Origin of the sequence: Leptolyngbya sp. Cla-17 (genome assembly GCF_016807185.1) — a bacterium.
GTDB lineage: Bacteria > Cyanobacteriota > Cyanobacteriia > Leptolyngbyales > Leptolyngbyaceae > ULC077BIN1.
In genome coordinates this window covers 31,234-48,412 of sequence record NZ_JAEVYN010000007.1, presented here as the reverse complement: position 1 = coordinate 48,412, position 17,179 = coordinate 31,234, and the positions used below count along the sequence as shown (strand labels likewise).

The window sequence follows — 17,179 nt, the reverse complement described above, 5'->3', positions numbered from 1 at the left end:
TCTTAACAGCAGTTCATCATTTACTAGCACATTGAATTGATAGGCGCAAAAAAAACTCATCCAGAAATCAAAATCAAGTTAGTGGACAGCCGCAAGTTTCTTGACAAGTCAAAACCGTAGTTTTTTTCGTAAATGCCCCCGCTGGTCCAAATCCCACAAAATCAGTCCTGCGAGTATAGAAATTGCAAAGCTGATTCCGGTCCTTCAGCAAGAGTCTGCTAGGCGAAGTAGACCCAGTGCACCTCAAGAAAGGTGACAGTATCAACTTCCTCTCTCCAAATTTGTGTAAAAGCAATCCAGTTAACTGCCCGCTTATCGTAACAACTAGCAATCGCTATTCAAGAGACAGATACGTATCAGTTACGGCCCAAATCCCAAAATCTATCTCCAAAAATCTACCCTCAGAATCATGCAGACAGAGTCGTGAGTCTGAGACGGTATGGGTAAACTTTTGAGATGATTGCAACCGCTATGGCTCATACCAAATCAAAAAATGCCTGCGACAGATAGTGCATCTACAATAAAGCTAAAGCCAGTCAGAGAAGCAACGGTTTTGGTCGTTAAATCGGCAATCAATTTGTCCACTTTCGTTTGTAGTTGAGTTGGGTTCTTGAACAGTGCCCAGCGCAAATCCTTCTTCAAGTGCTGCCACAACCGCTCAATGGGATTCAACTCAGGGCAGTAAGGCGGTTGAAACAGCAGCATGATATTGTCTGGAATCACCAGGTCTTTGGCTTTATGAAAGGCTCCGTTATCGACTTGGAGGATGTTGAGGCTATCTGGATAGGCTTGCGAAAATTGGTCGAGGAAAAGCTGATAGCATTCACTATCGACATGGGTAAATTGCAAAAAGAACTGCTCTCCGGTGGTCGGTTCCACCGCACCATAGATCCAAAAGGCTTTGAACTGCCATTGCCAACTGCCTAGTGGTTTGACTCCTAAGCTCGTGATCAATCGTCCAACTGTCGTTTTCAACCCAAATCGACTTTCATCCTGAGCGAAGTAGCGAATCCGTTCAAACTCCGGTTTTACTAGCGTTGCATACTGTTTGAGCAGAATCAGGTCGTCGCTGAGGTTTGCTTAAAGGCCTCAAGGGCTTCTGGGTTCTGCTTGGCATGAACCGGACGGGCGGCTTTCAACTTCGCACCCAAGCGGTAGCGCACCAGATGATGCACGGTGGCATACTCGGCTTCTACGTTCAAGGTCTCTGATAACCATTGCTGCACTTGTGTGTAGCTGCCAAAGCCTGTTTCAGGGTCATCCAATCGTCGTTGCAGGCTCTTGAGCGCCCACCCTGGAATCACCTGCGGTCGTCCTGAACTTTGGCGAGTTTCGAGCAATCCGTTCAGTCCCGCTTCCCGATACTGGCTCAACCAGCGTTGCACACTCCCCCGGTGCCGCCCGACCACTTTTGCAATCGCACTAATACTCCTGGCATCCGCTAACTTCAGCAAGTACAACACTTGCAACCGCTCTTTCCGGTTTGGATTTGATTGCTGTTGAATCAGAGCTTCTAGTTCTGCCACTGTTTCCTGGATTTTGATGCGAGTGACACCCACCATTGCTGTTGTTCTCCACACGGTAGAACTTAGTCTCCCATTTGTTACTCCCTTTTTTCAATTTGGTATCAAACTTGGCTTTGGATTGGAGTAGCTTGCATGGCGCTGGGCGCTACATTTTTTGGCTTTGGTAGCCACAATGCTAAAACCGAAGGCTGGAGAAAGCTATATACGCTCAGCTTTTTTATCTGCCTGATTGCCAGCGCTCTTTATTTAGCGACGGCTTTGGGGCAGGGGCAGAGCATAGTTTATGGTCGCCCCACCGTTTGGGTTCGCTATATCACCTGGTCTTTGTCTACACCACTGCTATTGCTGATTTTTGCCTTTTTGGGTCGCACTAGTCTTACCCTAACGGGCAGTTTGCTGGGGGCCAATGCTTTTATGATTGCGACGGGGTTAGTGGCAACCCTCTCCCCCAAGCCGATCAACTATATCTGGTCTAAGTACAGGACAAAAGTTGTAGGGATTGCACAAAGTCGGACTCATTGGACAAGGATGGATTGAGTACCAAATGGCGCAAATAATCGAACCCTAAGCGAAACAGACTTTTGGCGCGACGACCGTGTTTTTTAATCTTAATGGGCTGCCATTGATGCAACCATAACCCGGTTCGCATCGCCCAACATAAAGCTAAAGTCAACAAGGCAAACAATTTACTCAACCGTTCATCATCGGTAAAGTGCGTCGATTCCAGACAGAACCCGCGAGTTTTGAAAATACCAAACAGCGTTTCAATTCCCCAGCGCAAGGCATAGTCTTTGACCAAATCTTGCGCCTTGAGGGGAGCAATCACCACGAGTAACTCCCCATCATCAAGTCGTAGCGCTTCAACGGCAACTGGGTAGCCCCAGACTCGGCAGGTGCCTGTGAGTTGTTGGGATTGACCGGGTTGCAGATGGGCAAAGACGACTCGCGCCGCCAGCACCCTGCCATCATGCTCAATCTGGTCACTGCTGCGAATCCGTAAGCGAAAGGCGAGGGTAGGTTCGAGTAGAAGATAGCGCACCCAGGCTTGCCCAATGAACTCGCGGTCGGCACACAAGTAGTTCACTCTAGCGGTGGGGAACCGTTTGGCAAAGGTCTCCATTAACCGCATCCGCTCGTCACTGTTGGAATTCCCCCGCTTGTCCAACAGCCACCACAGTACCGGGAAGGCAACTCCTTCATGAACTATGCCCAAAGTCAAAATGTTGTACCACTGAGTGCCAAATTTCCAGGTGGTGCGATCCAGGCTCAACACCCAGTCCTCCGGAATCTGCATCCAACTCACCACGACGCTAGCCAGTTGAGCTTCGTCGAGCGCAAACCCTCGGAAAAATCGCTGCAATCGCTTGTAGCTCGATTCGGGCAATGCCCTACCACCAAAGCCTACACACAGTTCGCTCAAGTTCACTGTCTTGACTTTCAGCAAGGCTAACAAGAACAATGCCAGAAATGAAATCCTCGCTCCGTGCCAGTTCAATTGTTCTTGGAGGACTCGCTTTAATTCGCTATATTGGCTCATAGGGTTTCTCCAGAGTGTGGTAATTCTGATGAAACCCTACCCTGCTCATCCTTTCAAGCTTTTTGTCCCGTACTGAGATATCTGGTATGTCGTCAGCTCTGCTGCATATTTAGCTGTGATCTATTTACTGCTGGTGCCCTTCAAGCACGAGGCTGAGCGCAATCGTTCCCGCACCCAAACAGCCTTTAACCGTCTGATTACTATTCATTTGATGCTTTGGACGGCTTACCCGATTGTCTGGATTTTGGCTCCCACCGGCATTGATGCCATCGGCCAGGACCTTGAAACGATGTTTTACACGATTCTAGATGTGGCCTCTAAGGTTGGCTTTGGCTTTCTCTCACTCAACACTTACAGCAAAATTGAGCGCATCGGTGCAGTTGCTGAGGATTTGGAGCCAACTGCGCCGATGCGCTAACAGGCGGCGGGTGGCAAACAACCATCAAGGCTCTGGATTCCGAAGAATATGGAACCTTGATTGTCTACTCTCGCCCTTGTATGACAACGGAGAAAAATGGGCGCTAAGCGAAGCTGGCCCCTTTCCAATGCTTAGGCTGTTAGCCACAATTGTATAAAGCGATCGCGCCAATCGTTGGATCGCCCCTCTGACCTGCTTAATCAATCCCGTCGGAAAGCCTGCCAAGAATGTCAAAATACTGCCATCCTCAATAATGATGCAGGTGATCGCAGCACCCTCTAGCCCAACCGTTACCTGGAAGGGGAACCAATCCCCATAGACCTCAGCAGGTATTGACTGACAAAATGTGGGTAGAACCTAAGTACAGGACAAAAGTTGTAGGGATTGCACAAAGTCGGACTCATTGGACAAGGATGGATTGAGTACCAAATGGCGCAAATAATCGAACCCTAAGCGAAACAGACTTTTGGCGCGACGACCGTGTTTTTTAATCTTAATGGGCTGCCATTGATGCAACCATAACCCGGTTCGCATCGCCCAACATAAAGCTAAAGTCAACAAGGCAAACAATTTACTCAACCGTTTATCATCGGTAAAGTGCGTCGATTCCAGACAGAACCCGCGAGTTTTGAAAATACCAAACAGCGTTTCAATTCCCCAGCGCAAGGCATAGTCTTTGACCAAATCTTGCGCCTTGAGGGGAGCAATCACCACGAGTAACTCCCCATCATCAAGTCGTAGCGCTTCAACGGCAACTGGGTAGCCCCAGACTCGGCAGGTGCCTGTGAGTTGTTGGGATTGACCGGGTTGCAGATGGGCAAAGACGACTCGCGCCGCCAGCACCCTGCCATCATGCTCAATCTGGTCACTGCTGCGAATCCGTAAGCGAAAGGCGAGGGTAGGTTCGAGTAGAAGATAGCGCACCCAGGCTTGCCCAATGAACTCGCGGTCGGCACACAAGTAGTTCACTCTAGCGGTGGGGAACCGTTTGGCAAAGGTCTCCATTAACCGCATCCGCTCGTCACTGTTGGAATTCCCCCGCTTGTCCAACAGCCACCACAGTACCGGGAAGGCAACTCCTTCATGAACTATGCCCAAAGTCAAAATGTTGTACCACTGAGTGCCAAATTTCCAGGTGGTGCGATCCAGGCTCAACACCCAGTCCTCCGGAATCTGCATCCAACTCACCACGACGCTAGCCAGTTGAGCTTCGTCGAGCGCAAACCCTCGGAAAAATCGCTGCAATCGCTTGTAGCTCGATTCGGGCAATGCCCTACCACCAAAGCCTACACACAGTTCGCTCAAGTTCACTGTCTTGACTTTCAGCAAGGCTAACAAGAACAATGCCAGAAATGAAATCCTCGCTCCGTGCCAGTTCAATTGTTCTTGGAGGACTCGCTTTAATTCGCTATATTGGCTCATAGGGTTTCTCCAGAGTGTGGTAATTCTGATGAAACCCTACCCTGCTCATCCTTTCAAGCTTTTTGTCCCGTACTGAGGGGTAGAACGCATGCAGGCCGATGATTTGCGAGCAGTGACTCCTCTGATTTGGGCACACGTCAACCCTTATGGCACCTTCCGATTAGCTCTCAGTGAACGATCGCAATTGGATGCAGCTTACGATTGGTGAGAGTCAAAATTTTCTGCGAATATTACTGTATAAGGATTCTAGCCGTTGCGTGGCGGCATAGGATAGCTTCGCCCGTTTGAACCCTATTGCTCCCGCAGCCGTTTATCCAGCAGCGTATAGCGTTGACGATCCTTAACCTGCCGGACTGCCAGGGCGATCGCCTTCTGCGGACCCACTACAATTGCTAGCTTTTTGGCACGGGTTAAGCCGGTATAAATCAGATTCCGCGACAGCATCAGGTAGTGCTGCATATAGATGGGCAGAATGACCACCGGATACTCGCTGCCTTGGCTCTTGTGAATTGTCACTGCCCACGCCAGCGTGATTTCGTTCAGGTCGGCATAGTCGTAGCTCACGGATCGCTCTCCAAACTGCACCACTACCTCTTGTTCTTCCACATCCACCGCTGCAATCATGCCCAGGTCGCCATTGAACACTTCCCGGTTGTAGTCATTCACCTTTTGCATCACGCGATCGCCCACCCGCAGCGTCATTCCTGCCCGCATAATCTCAGATTTGTTAGAGCTGGGTGGATTGACTAGCTGTTGCAACACCATATTAAGATTGCGAGTGCCGACCTCTCCCCGTGTCATGGGACACAGCACCTGCACATCGCTGGCTGGATCAAAGCCCTGCTGGGGAATCAAGTCGCCCATCACCTCTCGAATAGCCTGGACTCCGTGTTCTGGCTCTGGTGCACCGAGCCACAGACAATCGGACTGAGGTGCATTCGAGACTGGCTCCAACTGCGGGAACTGTCCTGCATTGATGCGATGAGCATTGCGAATAATGTGGCTAGCCTGCGCCTGTCGGAACACCTGAGTCAACCGCACCACCGGAACCTGTTCAGAGGTAATCAAATCTTGCAACACCGATCCCGGTCCCACACTTGGCAATTGGTCGGTGTCCCCCACCAGTAGCAGTTGGGCATCGGGGGAAACGGCTTTCATCAGCGAGTTCGCCAGAAATAGATCCAACATGGAGGCTTCATCCACCACGATCGCCTCAGCCGGGATGGGATTGTCTACATCGCGCTTAAACTTCATCGTTTTGGGGTCAAACTCCAGCAGTCGATGCACCGTTTTTGCCTCTTGACCCGTCATCTCGCTCAACCGCTGGGCTGCCCGTCCGGTGGGCGATGCAAGCGCAATCGACTTCCCCATTGCTTTCCACAGTGCCACAATCGTCCGGGTGGTAAACGTCTTGCCACAACCGGGTCCCCCTGTGAGAATTAGTACTCGCTGGCTCGCTGCCATCTCGACCGCATGGCACTGTTGCTCAGAAAGCGGCGTACCCGTTTTTTCAATAAACCGCTCAATCCACTGTTGGACACGGGGTGCATCGACCTGAAGCGGCTGTCTCAAAATCTGTTGTAACTGATCCGCCAGCTTGTATTCGGCTGCAAAAAAGGGCGGCGCATAGTAACCAAATTGCTCCAGTCCAGCGATCGGCGTTTCGGTTTTGACCAACTCCCGCTCTTGCACCATCAAGTGAATCAAAAACTCTACAGAGTCAGGATTGGGATGGTGATCCTCAATATCCAATCGCTTCACCACCTGCCCAATTAACTCATCGTGGGGCAAGAAGCAGTGTCCATCTTCAGAAGCTTCCCCCAGCACATGCAGAATCCCCGCGCGGTAGCGAAACTGGGAGCTGGGAGCAATGCCAAGATTTCGAGCGATCGCATCGGCAGTCACAAACCCAATGCCGTAGACATCGGTCGCCAGTTGGTAAGGATTGTGGGTGACAGTGGCGATCGATTCATCCCCATACTGCTTATAGATCTTGACCGCGTAGGTGGTGGAAACGCCATGACTCTGCAAAAACAGCATCACGTCCTTGATTGCTTTTTGCGTCCCCCAGGCGGTTTGAATCAGCTTCACCCGCTTGTGGGCGATACCGGGAACCTCCACCAGGCGCTCAATCTGGTTCTCAATGATGTCCAGCGTTTCCAGCCCAAAGTGAGCAACGATGCGTTTCGCGGTGACGTATCCCACGCCTTTGATCAAGCCGCTGCCCAGGTACTTCTCAATCCCCGTGATCGTGGCGGGTTTGGTTTCCCGGTACTGCGTCACCTGAAACTGGGCACCGAACTTGGGATGGTCTTTCCAGATGCCTTGCAGTTGCAGGGTTTGTCCTGCCTGGATGGTGGCAAAGCTGCCTGTGATGGTAATAAGTTCGCTGGTGCGGGGTGCTTTCAGACGAGCGACGGTGTAGCCCGATTCTTCGGAGTGGTAGGTGAGCCGTTCGACCACGCCTTGCAGGGACTCCACGGGAGGAGCCTGATGGGTTCCTGGTTGTTGGCGTTGCTCATTCAACTCGCGTTCTCTGATTACTCAGGACAAACGTATTATAAGATAGCCGCTTGGGGCGATCGTGATTGATGAGAGCCAAAATTGAAAATCTCATTTTATATCCATGAAACCCCGTTGAGCTTCGGTTGAGCAAGTAATCCTGGTGATGTCACTCCGCGCCCAAAACACTGCGAATACTTTGGACATCCTGTTCCAGGTCATCCTGTGTGTAGGGTAAGTAAGCTTTTTCACGCTTGAGAAATTCGTAGGTTTCCCAACGGGAGGAAAAGGTGAGCATTCGCCGGACTTCTGCGGCTCCTATCTGACCTTGACGGTAGCGGTCAGCTGCGATTAGTTCCAAAACTCGGCGGGAACTGTCGCCAGCTTGCAGTTGATTGGCGATGTCGTCAGGAAGTTCGATCGTGATTTGCATAGGATTATTTTCCTTGGTCAGTATCAGCACTCATAGTGTCAACATAGGTGATAAGAGCTTTAGCGAGAACACTGTCCTCCAAATAGTGTTTTGCAACCTCAGCGATCGCAGCTTTGCTTGCTGTGAGATGGCGCTCTGGGTTAAAAAGCTGATGTTTTAACAGTTGTAGTTGTTTCTGAATTGTTTCCCAACGATTAGGATTTGTCCTTTGAAGTGTATGAAGTTCGACATCAAACACTTGAATAGCTGCGGCTTCAGTAGTGGGTTGATGTTTTTGCTGAAGTTGACTCACTAGTTGACGAAGGTCAGTGATTTCTTGCTTCAGAGTTTCATCGTTTGCATAGTTGTGAGCATGGGTATGAGTACCTTTTTCAAAGTAGCTTTGAGTGTGAATAACACGCTTAGGTTCTTCTGACACTTTTTTGACCTCCTGAGTAAGGGTATCTAATTTGTCGTGTAGTAAATTTTCTTCGCTCCTACCTTTCACGCTCTGGTGAGATTTCGCTTGAGCAATATCATAGTTATAGAATCCGCAGCGTGACTGAATAGCAGCGATCGCATCAAGCACAAAGCCTTCCTCTGACTTGAAAATTAGTTCTGCCAATTTTGGAAGAAATTTTGCAGTAATTTGATATGAAATATTTTTTATAGCTTCAGTTGAAGTTAAAACTGTATGAGAAACCGAATCTCCCATCAGTTGCAATAATCTTCGGGTTGATATTTCACTGCTAAATTGTCCTAACGCTTTTGCAGCCTTCTGTCGTAAATAGTTGTCTGAAGAGTGTGAAGCATTTAGAATCGCGTTCTCCAAATCTTGACGCGAAAGTAAGCTTGGATGTATGGAACATAAATTCGTGAGTGTATTAATTGTCGTACTCTGAACATGTACATTTTTATCTTCGCCGAGAATCTGAATTAGATTAGAAACTGTTTCTTCAAAAATTTCTAAGTTCCCAAGCGAATCTTTCTTCATATCTATTAGTGCTTGAGATGCTTTGTCACGGACACCATAATGCATATCATCTAAAGCCTTCACTGCTTGAGGAATCGCCTCTGCCCCAACCAGCTTTACTAGTTTAGTAATGGCATGTCCTCGTACATAGGGATGTGTATCATCTAAAGCTTGAAGTGCTAGCTCAATAGCTACTTCCTTATCAAGTAGGCTTGTCAAATGATATATAGCATTACCTCTTGGAATAGGTTCTTCAGATCTAAGATACACATGCCAAGAATCAATTTGACGTTTATTCTGCTCTTCTTGATGAATTTCTAAATCACTACCCTGCTGACTCAACTTGCTTCTAACTTCTTGGAGAGCACAAGCAGCTTCTTTAGAAATATTTGAATTTAAATCCAGTTGAGCTTCAAATAAATCACAAGTAATACTTTCGTCACCTAATTTACCTAATTGTTTAGCTGCACTTTTGCGAATATCTGGGGCTATAATTTTGTTTTTTAGAGTTTTACTTAATATAGAGAGTAATATTTTACAATTCATCTTTTCTAAGTTATGGGCAGCCATTGCTCTGACATCATTTTCTTTATCCTGCGTTGCTTGAAGTAGAGCCAAAATTGCAGCTTCAGTTTCCGATTTTCCTAGTGCACAAATTACTGCTGCTTCACGAACTGAAGGTGCTGATTCTTTAGATAAAATCTGAGTTGCAAGTAAAACTGCCTGTTCAATGTCTGATTCTGCAACTGCTCGTATAGTAGTTTCGCGCACACTAGGGTCAGGATCTTTGATCGCTTCCTTAAACAAAGGCATAGCAAATTTAATGTCTAATTGTCTTGATGCCCAAACTACTCGTCTACGGATAGAGGAATCTGACTGCTGAATAATGTTCATTAATACATCAATAGCTTTTGGAGATTTGGTTTCCCCAAGAAGAAATATCCTGAACCACTCTGGAACCTCTTGATCTGCAATTATTTTGACTGTGTTGGTCTGAAGATTTGGTTTTACTTCTCCTGCAAGCCTTGCACTCAACTTTAAATCTACGCCTAATGTCATCTCTACTAATTTTTCTGCTTCTTTTTCTAACTCTAGTAGTCCAAACATGAGAGAGATCGCTTCTGTCCATTTCACATAATTGAGATAATCCATCTGAAATGGTGTGTACTTTTGCTCAGGCGGCTTCTTAAGCAAACCAGGCAATTGAGCTAACAAGCATTCTGCGGCATAGTATTCCTGAATCAGTTGGTGTTGAAAGCTGATTTCTTTCTCAGAAATTGGTTCTAACAAATAATGATCGAGTAGTTCTCCAATGCGGGATGAAGCACCGTAAAGACTGCCAAACTTTTCTATCAGGCTCTTTTCTGCTTGCTCCTTAGAAATAACTAAACCTGGATCAGTTGGATCTGGATTATTCAGCATCGTGAACGCCAGATGTTCTAGCCAAAGATTCCATTCCTGCCGACGCTCATCTGAAACAGGGGCATCTTCCTTATATTTTTTGAAAGATTGGAAGAATTGACGAAATGACTCTGCTAATGTCTCTACTTCGATCCCCTGCTTTTGAAACAAGTCATACAACATCCACAGCACAAAAGGAGTGCGGCTTAACTCTCGGTTATCGCGATTGAGCAGTTGCAATACCTTTTGCTTCTGATCTGGAATGCAATCCTGCAAGAATCGCTCAACTTCTTCGCTTCTCAGGGGTTGAATTTCTAGCCTTCGTTTGATCCCTAAATCTCCGCCCCCTAGCTCTCGTGTTGTGCAGATGAGTGACACTTGGGAATTCTGACACTCTTCACGAAATGCCTTCAAGTGTGTGCGAATGGTATCTGCTGGCATTTCATTCAAGCCGTCTAATAGCAGAATTAACCGCTTGTCAAACAAAAGTTCTTCGACTTCTGAAACTGAAACTTTTCGCCGTATTTTTGGTGGCAAAGCACCTCTAATTAGAGTCAACATCCCTGAAGGGTCTTCAGAATTAGAAAAACTAACTTTATATTTTTTCATCGGAACCAGAACTGGGAGGCGCGGCTCAGGCTTCTCGCGTTCTTTTTCTGCAATCAGAAACAAACAACGTAGAAGAGCCGTTGATTTACCAACCCCTGGAGAGCCAACTAATAGAATGTGCTCGGTTTCTGTGTAACTCTGATCAGATTGGATATATTTCTGAACCGCTTTGAATATTGGCAGTGTAATTTTCTTCGATTTTCCTTCTGAGTCCTTTTCCTCCGTTTGTACCATCTGCTCAAATGAGAAGGTTGCTTGTCGAACGGCGATCGTTTCTGTCAGAGCATTCTCAGTCCACCACTGCTCATAGCGACAGCAGATTTCTTGTAAGTAGGAGTGGAATTCAGCGGGTGCGAGCATACAATCGGCAGACTACACCATTTCAAAAAAGTTTTCTTTATCATAAGCAAGTTACCCGCACGATGTTCGCATAGATAAAGCTGTCAAAGGTCAAAGGCTCCCCTACTTCACCACACTCTTGATCTTCAGCGTGCCAAACTTGGGCGACCAAAAACCCTCCCGCCCCTCAAAAAACGCCACCTCTTTGCATTTCCCGCGTCGATTCTCTAGCAGCGAACAGCGCAACATCACCTTCTCCTTCCCCTCCTTCGTGTAGCGATAGCGTTCCAGCAATGCTCCACACACGGGGCAAGGCACATCCGTAAAAGCTTCTGGGTCAGGAATGCGCTGAGCATAGGGCACCTCATACCGTTTCCCCTGGGGATTCCAAAACATGACTGCTCCACAGCCTACCGCTCCACACTTGAGAAAATGATTCGCCTTCAGCTTCTTGGATTTGGAGGGAACTTTGCTCATCGCTTCCCCACACTTGGGACAGGCGGTTTTCGTCACTGTTGCCTGTGGCTTTGACTGGGTTGAGCTTGGCGTTCGCGCAGCGGCTCCTCTAGAGCATCGCGCAGCGGCGGGTTTAGCGCATCGCGCAACCGTAGAGTTCCCGCTTTGAATCGCATTTGATTTCAGCAGTTCACCCGCCTTCTCCAACGCTGGTGCAAAATAGGTGCGGTGCCAATCGGTCAGGTATCCCTGCCAATCTTGCTTTCCCTGAGCGATCGCGTCCAATGCAGACTCCATTTGTGCCGTAAGCTCTGGCTGAATCAACTCCGGCAGTAGTTTTTCCAACGCTTCATCTAATGCCATCCCTAACGATGTGGGTTGCAGTTTGCCTTTCTCCACCTGCACGTATTCCCGCTCCTTCAGCGTCTTGATCGTGGGCGCATAGGTACTGGGTCGCCCAATGCCCTTGCGTTCCATCAACTGCACCAGCTTCGGTTCCGTATAGCGCGGTGGGGGTTGAGTCTGCTTCTTTTCTGAGTCTGCCTGCTTCAGCGTCAACGGCTGTCCCTGCTGCAACATGGGCAATTGGGTATCGGCACTCAAGTTATTCCAATAGCGCGTATAGCCGGGAAACTCCACCACCTGTCCGGTTGCTTCCCACTGCACCGTACCTGATTTCGTCACCACTCGCGTTTTCCGCAACCGCACCGGGCAACACTGAGAAGCCACAGCTCGATTCCAGATCAACTCATACAGCTTTGTCTCATCGGCACTCGCTTGCAGTTGGGCAGGCAATTGATTCACATCCGTAGGACGGATCGCTTCGTGCGCTTCCTGTGCCCCTTTGACTGCCCGATGTCGCGTTGTTTTGCTGGGCACATTCGTTGGATCATGCTGCTCCAGGTATTGCCGCACGGCTACACAAAATGGCTCGGCTAACATCACTGAATCCGTTCGCATATAGGTAATGTGACCCGCTTCATAGAGCGCCTGTGCCACCTTCATCGTTTTATCAGGACTAAAGCGCAGTTTCGCGCCTGCTGCCTGTTGCAATGAGGAGGTGATAAACGGTGGTGGCGGCGATTGATGGGCAACTTTACCTTCAACGATGACCACTTGATGCAGATGGGAACGAGCGATCGCCACCAATCGATCGGCCTCTGCCTGACTAGTTACCTTATCAGATTCCTGGCTTTCCTTGTCTTCTGCCGCATCATCCGGTTGTTCGGTTACGGCTGCCGACTTTGTCCCAGGATTGGCATTTAGTTTGGCCCGATAAAACGCCTTAAACCCTTCCCCATATTCCACCCAAACGCTCCAGTAATCCTGGGATTTGAATGCTTGAATTTCCTTTTCTCGCGTACAGAGCAGATGCAGCGTGGCACTCTGCACCCGACCCATGGACTTCGCGCCAATGTTGAGCCGCCAGACCACATGCTTGCTGCCCTTGTAGCCCACCAGCTTATCGAGGCAATCTCGTGCGCGTCCAGCGGCAATCAGGGATTGATCCAACGATCTCGGTTGGGCAATTGCCGCTCTAACCGCTTGGGGCGTAATCTCGCTGTAGACCACCCGACGCGGATTTTTGAGTCGCAATTCCTGTTGCAAATGCCAGCCAATCGTTTCCCCTTCGCGATCGGGGTCAGTGGCAATGTAAACGGCATCTGCTTGCTTTACGGCTTGTCGCAGGTCTGCCAAGACCTTCTTGCCCCTAGCATCCCTTGGGTTATAGCGACACTCAATGTGTTGGTCGAGCAGGTCAAAACCCAAGGCATCCTCGCCATCATTTGCCAGTTCGCGCACATGCCCCATGCTGGCTTTGACGATCCAACCAGGACCGAGAATCTGACTCAGCTTTTTGGATTTGCCTGGACTTTCGATCAACAGCAGGTTCGCCATGCAGCCAGTCTCCAATCAACCTTTTAATAGTACAGGCGATCTGAAAAAGAGGAAACGGTACTGACTGTGCCGCTATCAAATTCGATCTGTAAAACCCATTATTCTGATTCTCCTTTAGACTACAAACTGGTTGCGTTTGAAGACAGGAACTATCGTATGTCTAAATCATTGCCAAGGATTGTATCTCTTCTGCCGAGTGCCACTGAAATTCTAGCGGCACTCGGACTGACTGAGTGTGTCGTCGGGCGGAGCCATGAGTGCGACTATCCACCAGAGATTCAAACCCGTCCAATTTGTACCGCTGCTCGGCTCAACATCGAAAAGCCGAGTGCCCAAATTGATGCCGACGTGCAAACACTACTACAAGCGACCTTAAGCATCTATGAAATCAAGCTGGATGTGCTGGAACAACTTAAACCCACGCACATCGTCACACAAGATCAGTGCGATGTTTGCGCCGTCAACTTCGCTCTGGTTGAGCAAGCTGTTGCCACCCTCAGCCACCCCCAGCCGCAGGTCATTTCTCTGCAACCGCACACGCTGATCGATGTGTGGGCAGACATTCAGCGGGTTGCCAATCAGCTAGAAGTCGATGCAAATCCCGCGCTGACGGAATTAAAAGCCCGTGTTGAGACCTGTCAGCAGAAAACACAAGCCATCTCAGCCGGAGATCGCCCCAAAGTCGCCGCGATTGAGTGGATTGACCCGCTGATGGGCAGTGGCAACTGGATACCTGAATTAGTGGACCTAGCAGGTGGACAGGATCTGTTCGGAAAAGTTGGGCAGCATTCTCCCTACCTCTCGTGGGAAACATTGATTGAAGCTGACCCAGACATCATCATCATCATGGCCTGCGGATTTGACCTACCTCGTACCCGTGAGGAAATGCAGCAGGCACTCGCAACCCATCCACAATGGCAGCAGCTACGGGCAGTAAACCAGCAGCAGCTTTATCTGACCGATGGCAATGCCTACTTCAACCGTCCCGGTCCTCGGCTGGTAGACTCACTGGAAATCCTGGCGGAAATCCTGCACCCGACAATATTCAATGCCAAACACAAAGGCAGTGGCTGGAGTCAGTACCGCGAGTAAGAGGCAAACTCAAGACACAACTGCACAGAGTTTGAAGACTGAGATGGCTCCAGTAGATTAGAAACCGTAATCCCCAATTCTCTTTAGGATAGTCATCGCTTGGACTTCAATGGAAAATACAGTCCTTTACATTCACCCCTTCCCTCCTTTCTTTACCTCCCCGGTTCATCCCTTTTAGAGTCAGATTGCTCCTCCAACCAAAGATTCCACAGCGCCAACTCCATATCATCTAAGTGTGCCTGACTACGCTTACCCAACAGTTGCTCCAAGCGATCTCCCACCTGCTCTCGCGTCCATCCGAATCGCTGAATCTGCACCGATATAGCCGCCAGCACATCGGACAAGTCACGCGCTGAGTCATCCAACTCCAGAGCCTCGAATAACGGTAGATTCAGGCGCTCCACCTGCAACACCCCCGGATTGATGTCAGCCCACGCCAGCGCCTCCGCCATCAAAATTGGATCACCCGATTCCAAATACCGCTGCATCCGAGCCATCGGCGCTGCCTGCATGGCCTCAAGACGGATCTGATTCACCTGTTGATCCGCTGATTGAGCCACCTTTATTTGACCCACATCCAACCCAGTTTGTAGGTCAAATAAAGGTGGTTGAATCGTGGGATTACTTCCATTTGACCCCTCTGCTCCCCGTTGAGAGTGTCTAGAAGGTTGGTCTACCTCAGCATTACCGCCTACCGAGGGTAATGGTTGCCCCAGACGATCGCTCAAATCCTTTCTCCCTAAGTCATTACCGCCATTTTTTGATAATAAGCTTGTAGGATTGTGCCAGTTAGAGTGCGTTGGGGACGCATCTAACTGGGCATCCGTGTTTGAAGTTGGGGGGTCTGGGGGGATTTCTGTAGGCTCAATTGCCTCTAGCACTAGGTAGTTGGGATGCCATAAGTCTCGGTGGCTATAGAGCGAAGCACCGCCAATGCCGTATTGAGTGAGTGCTTGCCATCGAGCAGTGGCACCACTGGGTAAGGTGTTGTGGTTGAGCAAATCCGCGATCGCCTGCCGAATCCGGTCTCGTGCCGCTTGGGATTGCTGTTGATTCCAACTCAGTGGTTCTGGCTGACCGACTTCAGCTTTCGACTCATCCCTATCATTCTTATCCCCATAGTGAAAGTAGCGGCTACCCTCGACGCATCGTGCCCATTCTTCGGCTCGCTGTTCAATTTCATGCTGATGCTGACACCATTCTTCATAGCCGGGTAAGGATTGTGCCGTGGTGACAATGGCATTAATCAGGGGCTGTCCGGTTAATCGTTCCCCCCCACAGAGGATGTGGTGAAAAATGTAAGCCCGCATCGCGATGCGACCGAGCAGTCGATTGGTTTGTCCAGCGCCAGTCCAGCCCAGTTCAATTTCAGCGTTCAAGTCATTGACAAACTTTTCGGCTTTGCCAGAGATGCGATAGTGCTTGCGCTGAAATTGTTTGAGCAATCGTTGTAGAGTTTTGCGCTCCACGGTGTTGCGTTTCTGGGCAAACTGCCAGTGTTCGACGAAGGTGGGCGGGTCACTCCAGAGAGCTTGGAAGTCATGGTCCAGGAGATAGGAGCCTGCTTGTAGCGGTAGCCGATGAGCATTGAAGAGTCCCAGACTCCCTTCCAGGGCATAGGGTCGGGGATTGGGAAATAGTTCTAGGTGTCCGGCGCTCAGGCGAAATCCAGCGTTTTCTAACAGGGTTGTAACGGCGATCGCTAGTTCCCAGGTGTTTTGAGTAATTTGAAAGGGGAAGTAGAGATGAAGACCACCGCTGTAGGAACTGGTGCAGGGAACAGCATTGACGAGTCCTAAGGGTTCAAGGGCAGCGAGGATGCGAGAGATGGCAAAGCGATCTCGCTGGGGATGATAGAGACTGCCTGCATCGATGTCGAGGATGCAGTAGTTGGTTGATTTGCCGAAGCGCACCCCAAAGAGGGTGGAGCCCTGTTGCAGGATGCGATCTGAGAGGGAATGACGGCTTTCAGTTTTCCAATCGGGTGTGTGTCCGGGTTCCGGATGTTTGGCGTAGATATAGTCGTGGCGATGCGGAAAGAGCCCAAGAAATTTATCTTCCCACTCCTGAATATATTGAAACTGTGTTGTTGATTGAGCAATAGTCATCTTGGCTCCATTTAACCAATGGAACCAGTTCAGATAGCCTCTGCTGATATTAAGTACAAGCTCAACATGACAACCCGGCAATCCAAAATTTTTTATGCAAAGCTTGTTCGCTCTTTAATCAAGAACAAATTTCACCAAGACTTACTGAATCTTGGTAGTTTTTTGCATGACAAATCATTAAGACTGCTATTATGCAATCATATAAAACCCAAATTAAAGGAATGGCTTTTCCTTTGATCGAAGTTCAGGAAGCCGGGATAATTGAGACTTTGGCGAGGCTCTGTCCCGGTTTTCTAGTTACTGTGTGTCGGCGTAAGCAAGTTCGTTAAATAGAACATTTCTAACTGTTGGCTCGTGGTAAGCCAGTTCATCATGGTATGTAGACCTCTAAGAGTGAAGCTGTACACTTGCTACTTTATTTAGAACAAAAGAACTAAACTTTAACTAAGCTACATTAAACACCCAAAATCTCACTGTGAAACATG

The 17,179-nt window shown here is 49.0% G+C and carries 12 protein-coding genes; 3 read left to right on the top strand and 9 right to left on the bottom strand.

Annotated elements, in window-relative coordinates; genetic code table 11:
- Positions 1 to 486: 486 nt before the first annotated feature.
- Positions 487 to 1,056, bottom strand: coding sequence for an IS630 family transposase (locus tag JOY44_RS29405; protein ID WP_281063351.1), 570 nt, complete (start codon positions 1,054 to 1,056; stop codon positions 487 to 489).
- Positions 1,057 to 1,058: 2 nt separating this feature from the next.
- Positions 1,059 to 1,562: a helix-turn-helix domain-containing protein gene (locus JOY44_RS29400; RefSeq protein ID WP_171573907.1), complete on the bottom strand. Its 504-nt coding sequence runs from the start codon at positions 1,560 to 1,562 to the stop codon at positions 1,059 to 1,061.
- A 36-nt stretch (positions 1,563 to 1,598) separates the two neighbouring features.
- On the opposite strand from JOY44_RS29400, the gene JOY44_RS29395 reads away from it, so the two are divergent.
- Positions 1,599 to 2,063 carry a bacteriorhodopsin gene (locus JOY44_RS29395; RefSeq protein WP_307822144.1) on the top strand — a complete coding sequence of 155 codons (465 nt, stop codon included), beginning with the start codon at positions 1,599 to 1,601 and terminating at the stop codon, positions 2,061 to 2,063.
- Here the strand turns inward: JOY44_RS29395 and JOY44_RS29390 are convergent.
- Positions 1,999 to 3,063 carry an IS4 family transposase gene (locus JOY44_RS29390; protein WP_171573521.1) on the bottom strand — a complete coding sequence of 355 codons (1,065 nt, stop codon included), beginning with the start codon at positions 3,061 to 3,063 and terminating at the stop codon, positions 1,999 to 2,001. The genes JOY44_RS29395 and JOY44_RS29390 overlap by 65 nt on opposite strands.
- Before the next feature lie 79 nt (positions 3,064 to 3,142).
- On the opposite strand from JOY44_RS29390, the gene JOY44_RS29385 reads away from it, so the two are divergent.
- Positions 3,143 to 3,481, top strand: a complete 339-nt coding sequence (locus JOY44_RS29385) for a bacteriorhodopsin (protein ID WP_171577002.1) — start codon at positions 3,143 to 3,145, stop codon at positions 3,479 to 3,481.
- A gap of 357 nt (positions 3,482 to 3,838) precedes the next feature.
- Here the strand turns inward: JOY44_RS29385 and JOY44_RS29380 are convergent, their stop codons facing one another.
- From JOY44_RS29380 to topA, 5 genes are all read right to left on the bottom strand, one after another.
- Complete coding sequence (locus JOY44_RS29380) at positions 3,839 to 4,903, bottom strand: IS4 family transposase (protein ID WP_171571858.1); 1,065 nt, start codon at positions 4,901 to 4,903, stop codon at positions 3,839 to 3,841.
- Between the two features lie 291 nt (positions 4,904 to 5,194).
- A complete protein-coding gene (locus JOY44_RS29375; protein WP_171576936.1) occupies positions 5,195 to 7,429 on the bottom strand; it encodes an ATP-dependent RecD-like DNA helicase in 2,235 nt (744 codons plus the stop codon).
- A gap of 145 nt (positions 7,430 to 7,574) precedes the next feature.
- The gene (locus JOY44_RS29370) at positions 7,575 to 7,838 is read right to left on the bottom strand and encodes a UPF0175 family protein (RefSeq protein ID WP_171576935.1); all 264 of its coding nucleotides are present in this window, start codon (positions 7,836 to 7,838) and stop codon (positions 7,575 to 7,577) included.
- 4 nt (positions 7,839 to 7,842) lie between these two features.
- Positions 7,843 to 11,160, bottom strand: a complete 3,318-nt coding sequence (locus JOY44_RS29365) for a HEAT repeat domain-containing protein (protein WP_171576934.1) — start codon at positions 11,158 to 11,160, stop codon at positions 7,843 to 7,845.
- A 102-nt stretch (positions 11,161 to 11,262) separates the two neighbouring features.
- Complete coding sequence (gene topA, locus JOY44_RS29360) at positions 11,263 to 13,494, bottom strand: type I DNA topoisomerase (protein WP_171576933.1); 2,232 nt, start codon at positions 13,492 to 13,494, stop codon at positions 11,263 to 11,265.
- 156 nt (positions 13,495 to 13,650) lie between these two features.
- Here topA and JOY44_RS29355 point away from each other — a divergent pair, with 156 nt between their 5' ends.
- Positions 13,651 to 14,586 (top strand): cobalamin-binding protein, encoded by a 936-nt coding sequence (locus JOY44_RS29355; RefSeq protein WP_171576932.1) that lies wholly within the window; start codon positions 13,651 to 13,653, stop codon positions 14,584 to 14,586.
- A gap of 152 nt (positions 14,587 to 14,738) precedes the next feature.
- On the opposite strand, the gene JOY44_RS29350 is transcribed toward JOY44_RS29355, so the two are convergent.
- Positions 14,739 to 16,694 carry a hypothetical protein gene (locus JOY44_RS29350; RefSeq protein WP_197985796.1) on the bottom strand — a complete coding sequence of 652 codons (1,956 nt, stop codon included), beginning with the start codon at positions 16,692 to 16,694 and terminating at the stop codon, positions 14,739 to 14,741.
- Positions 16,695 to 17,179: the final 485 nt, after the last annotated feature.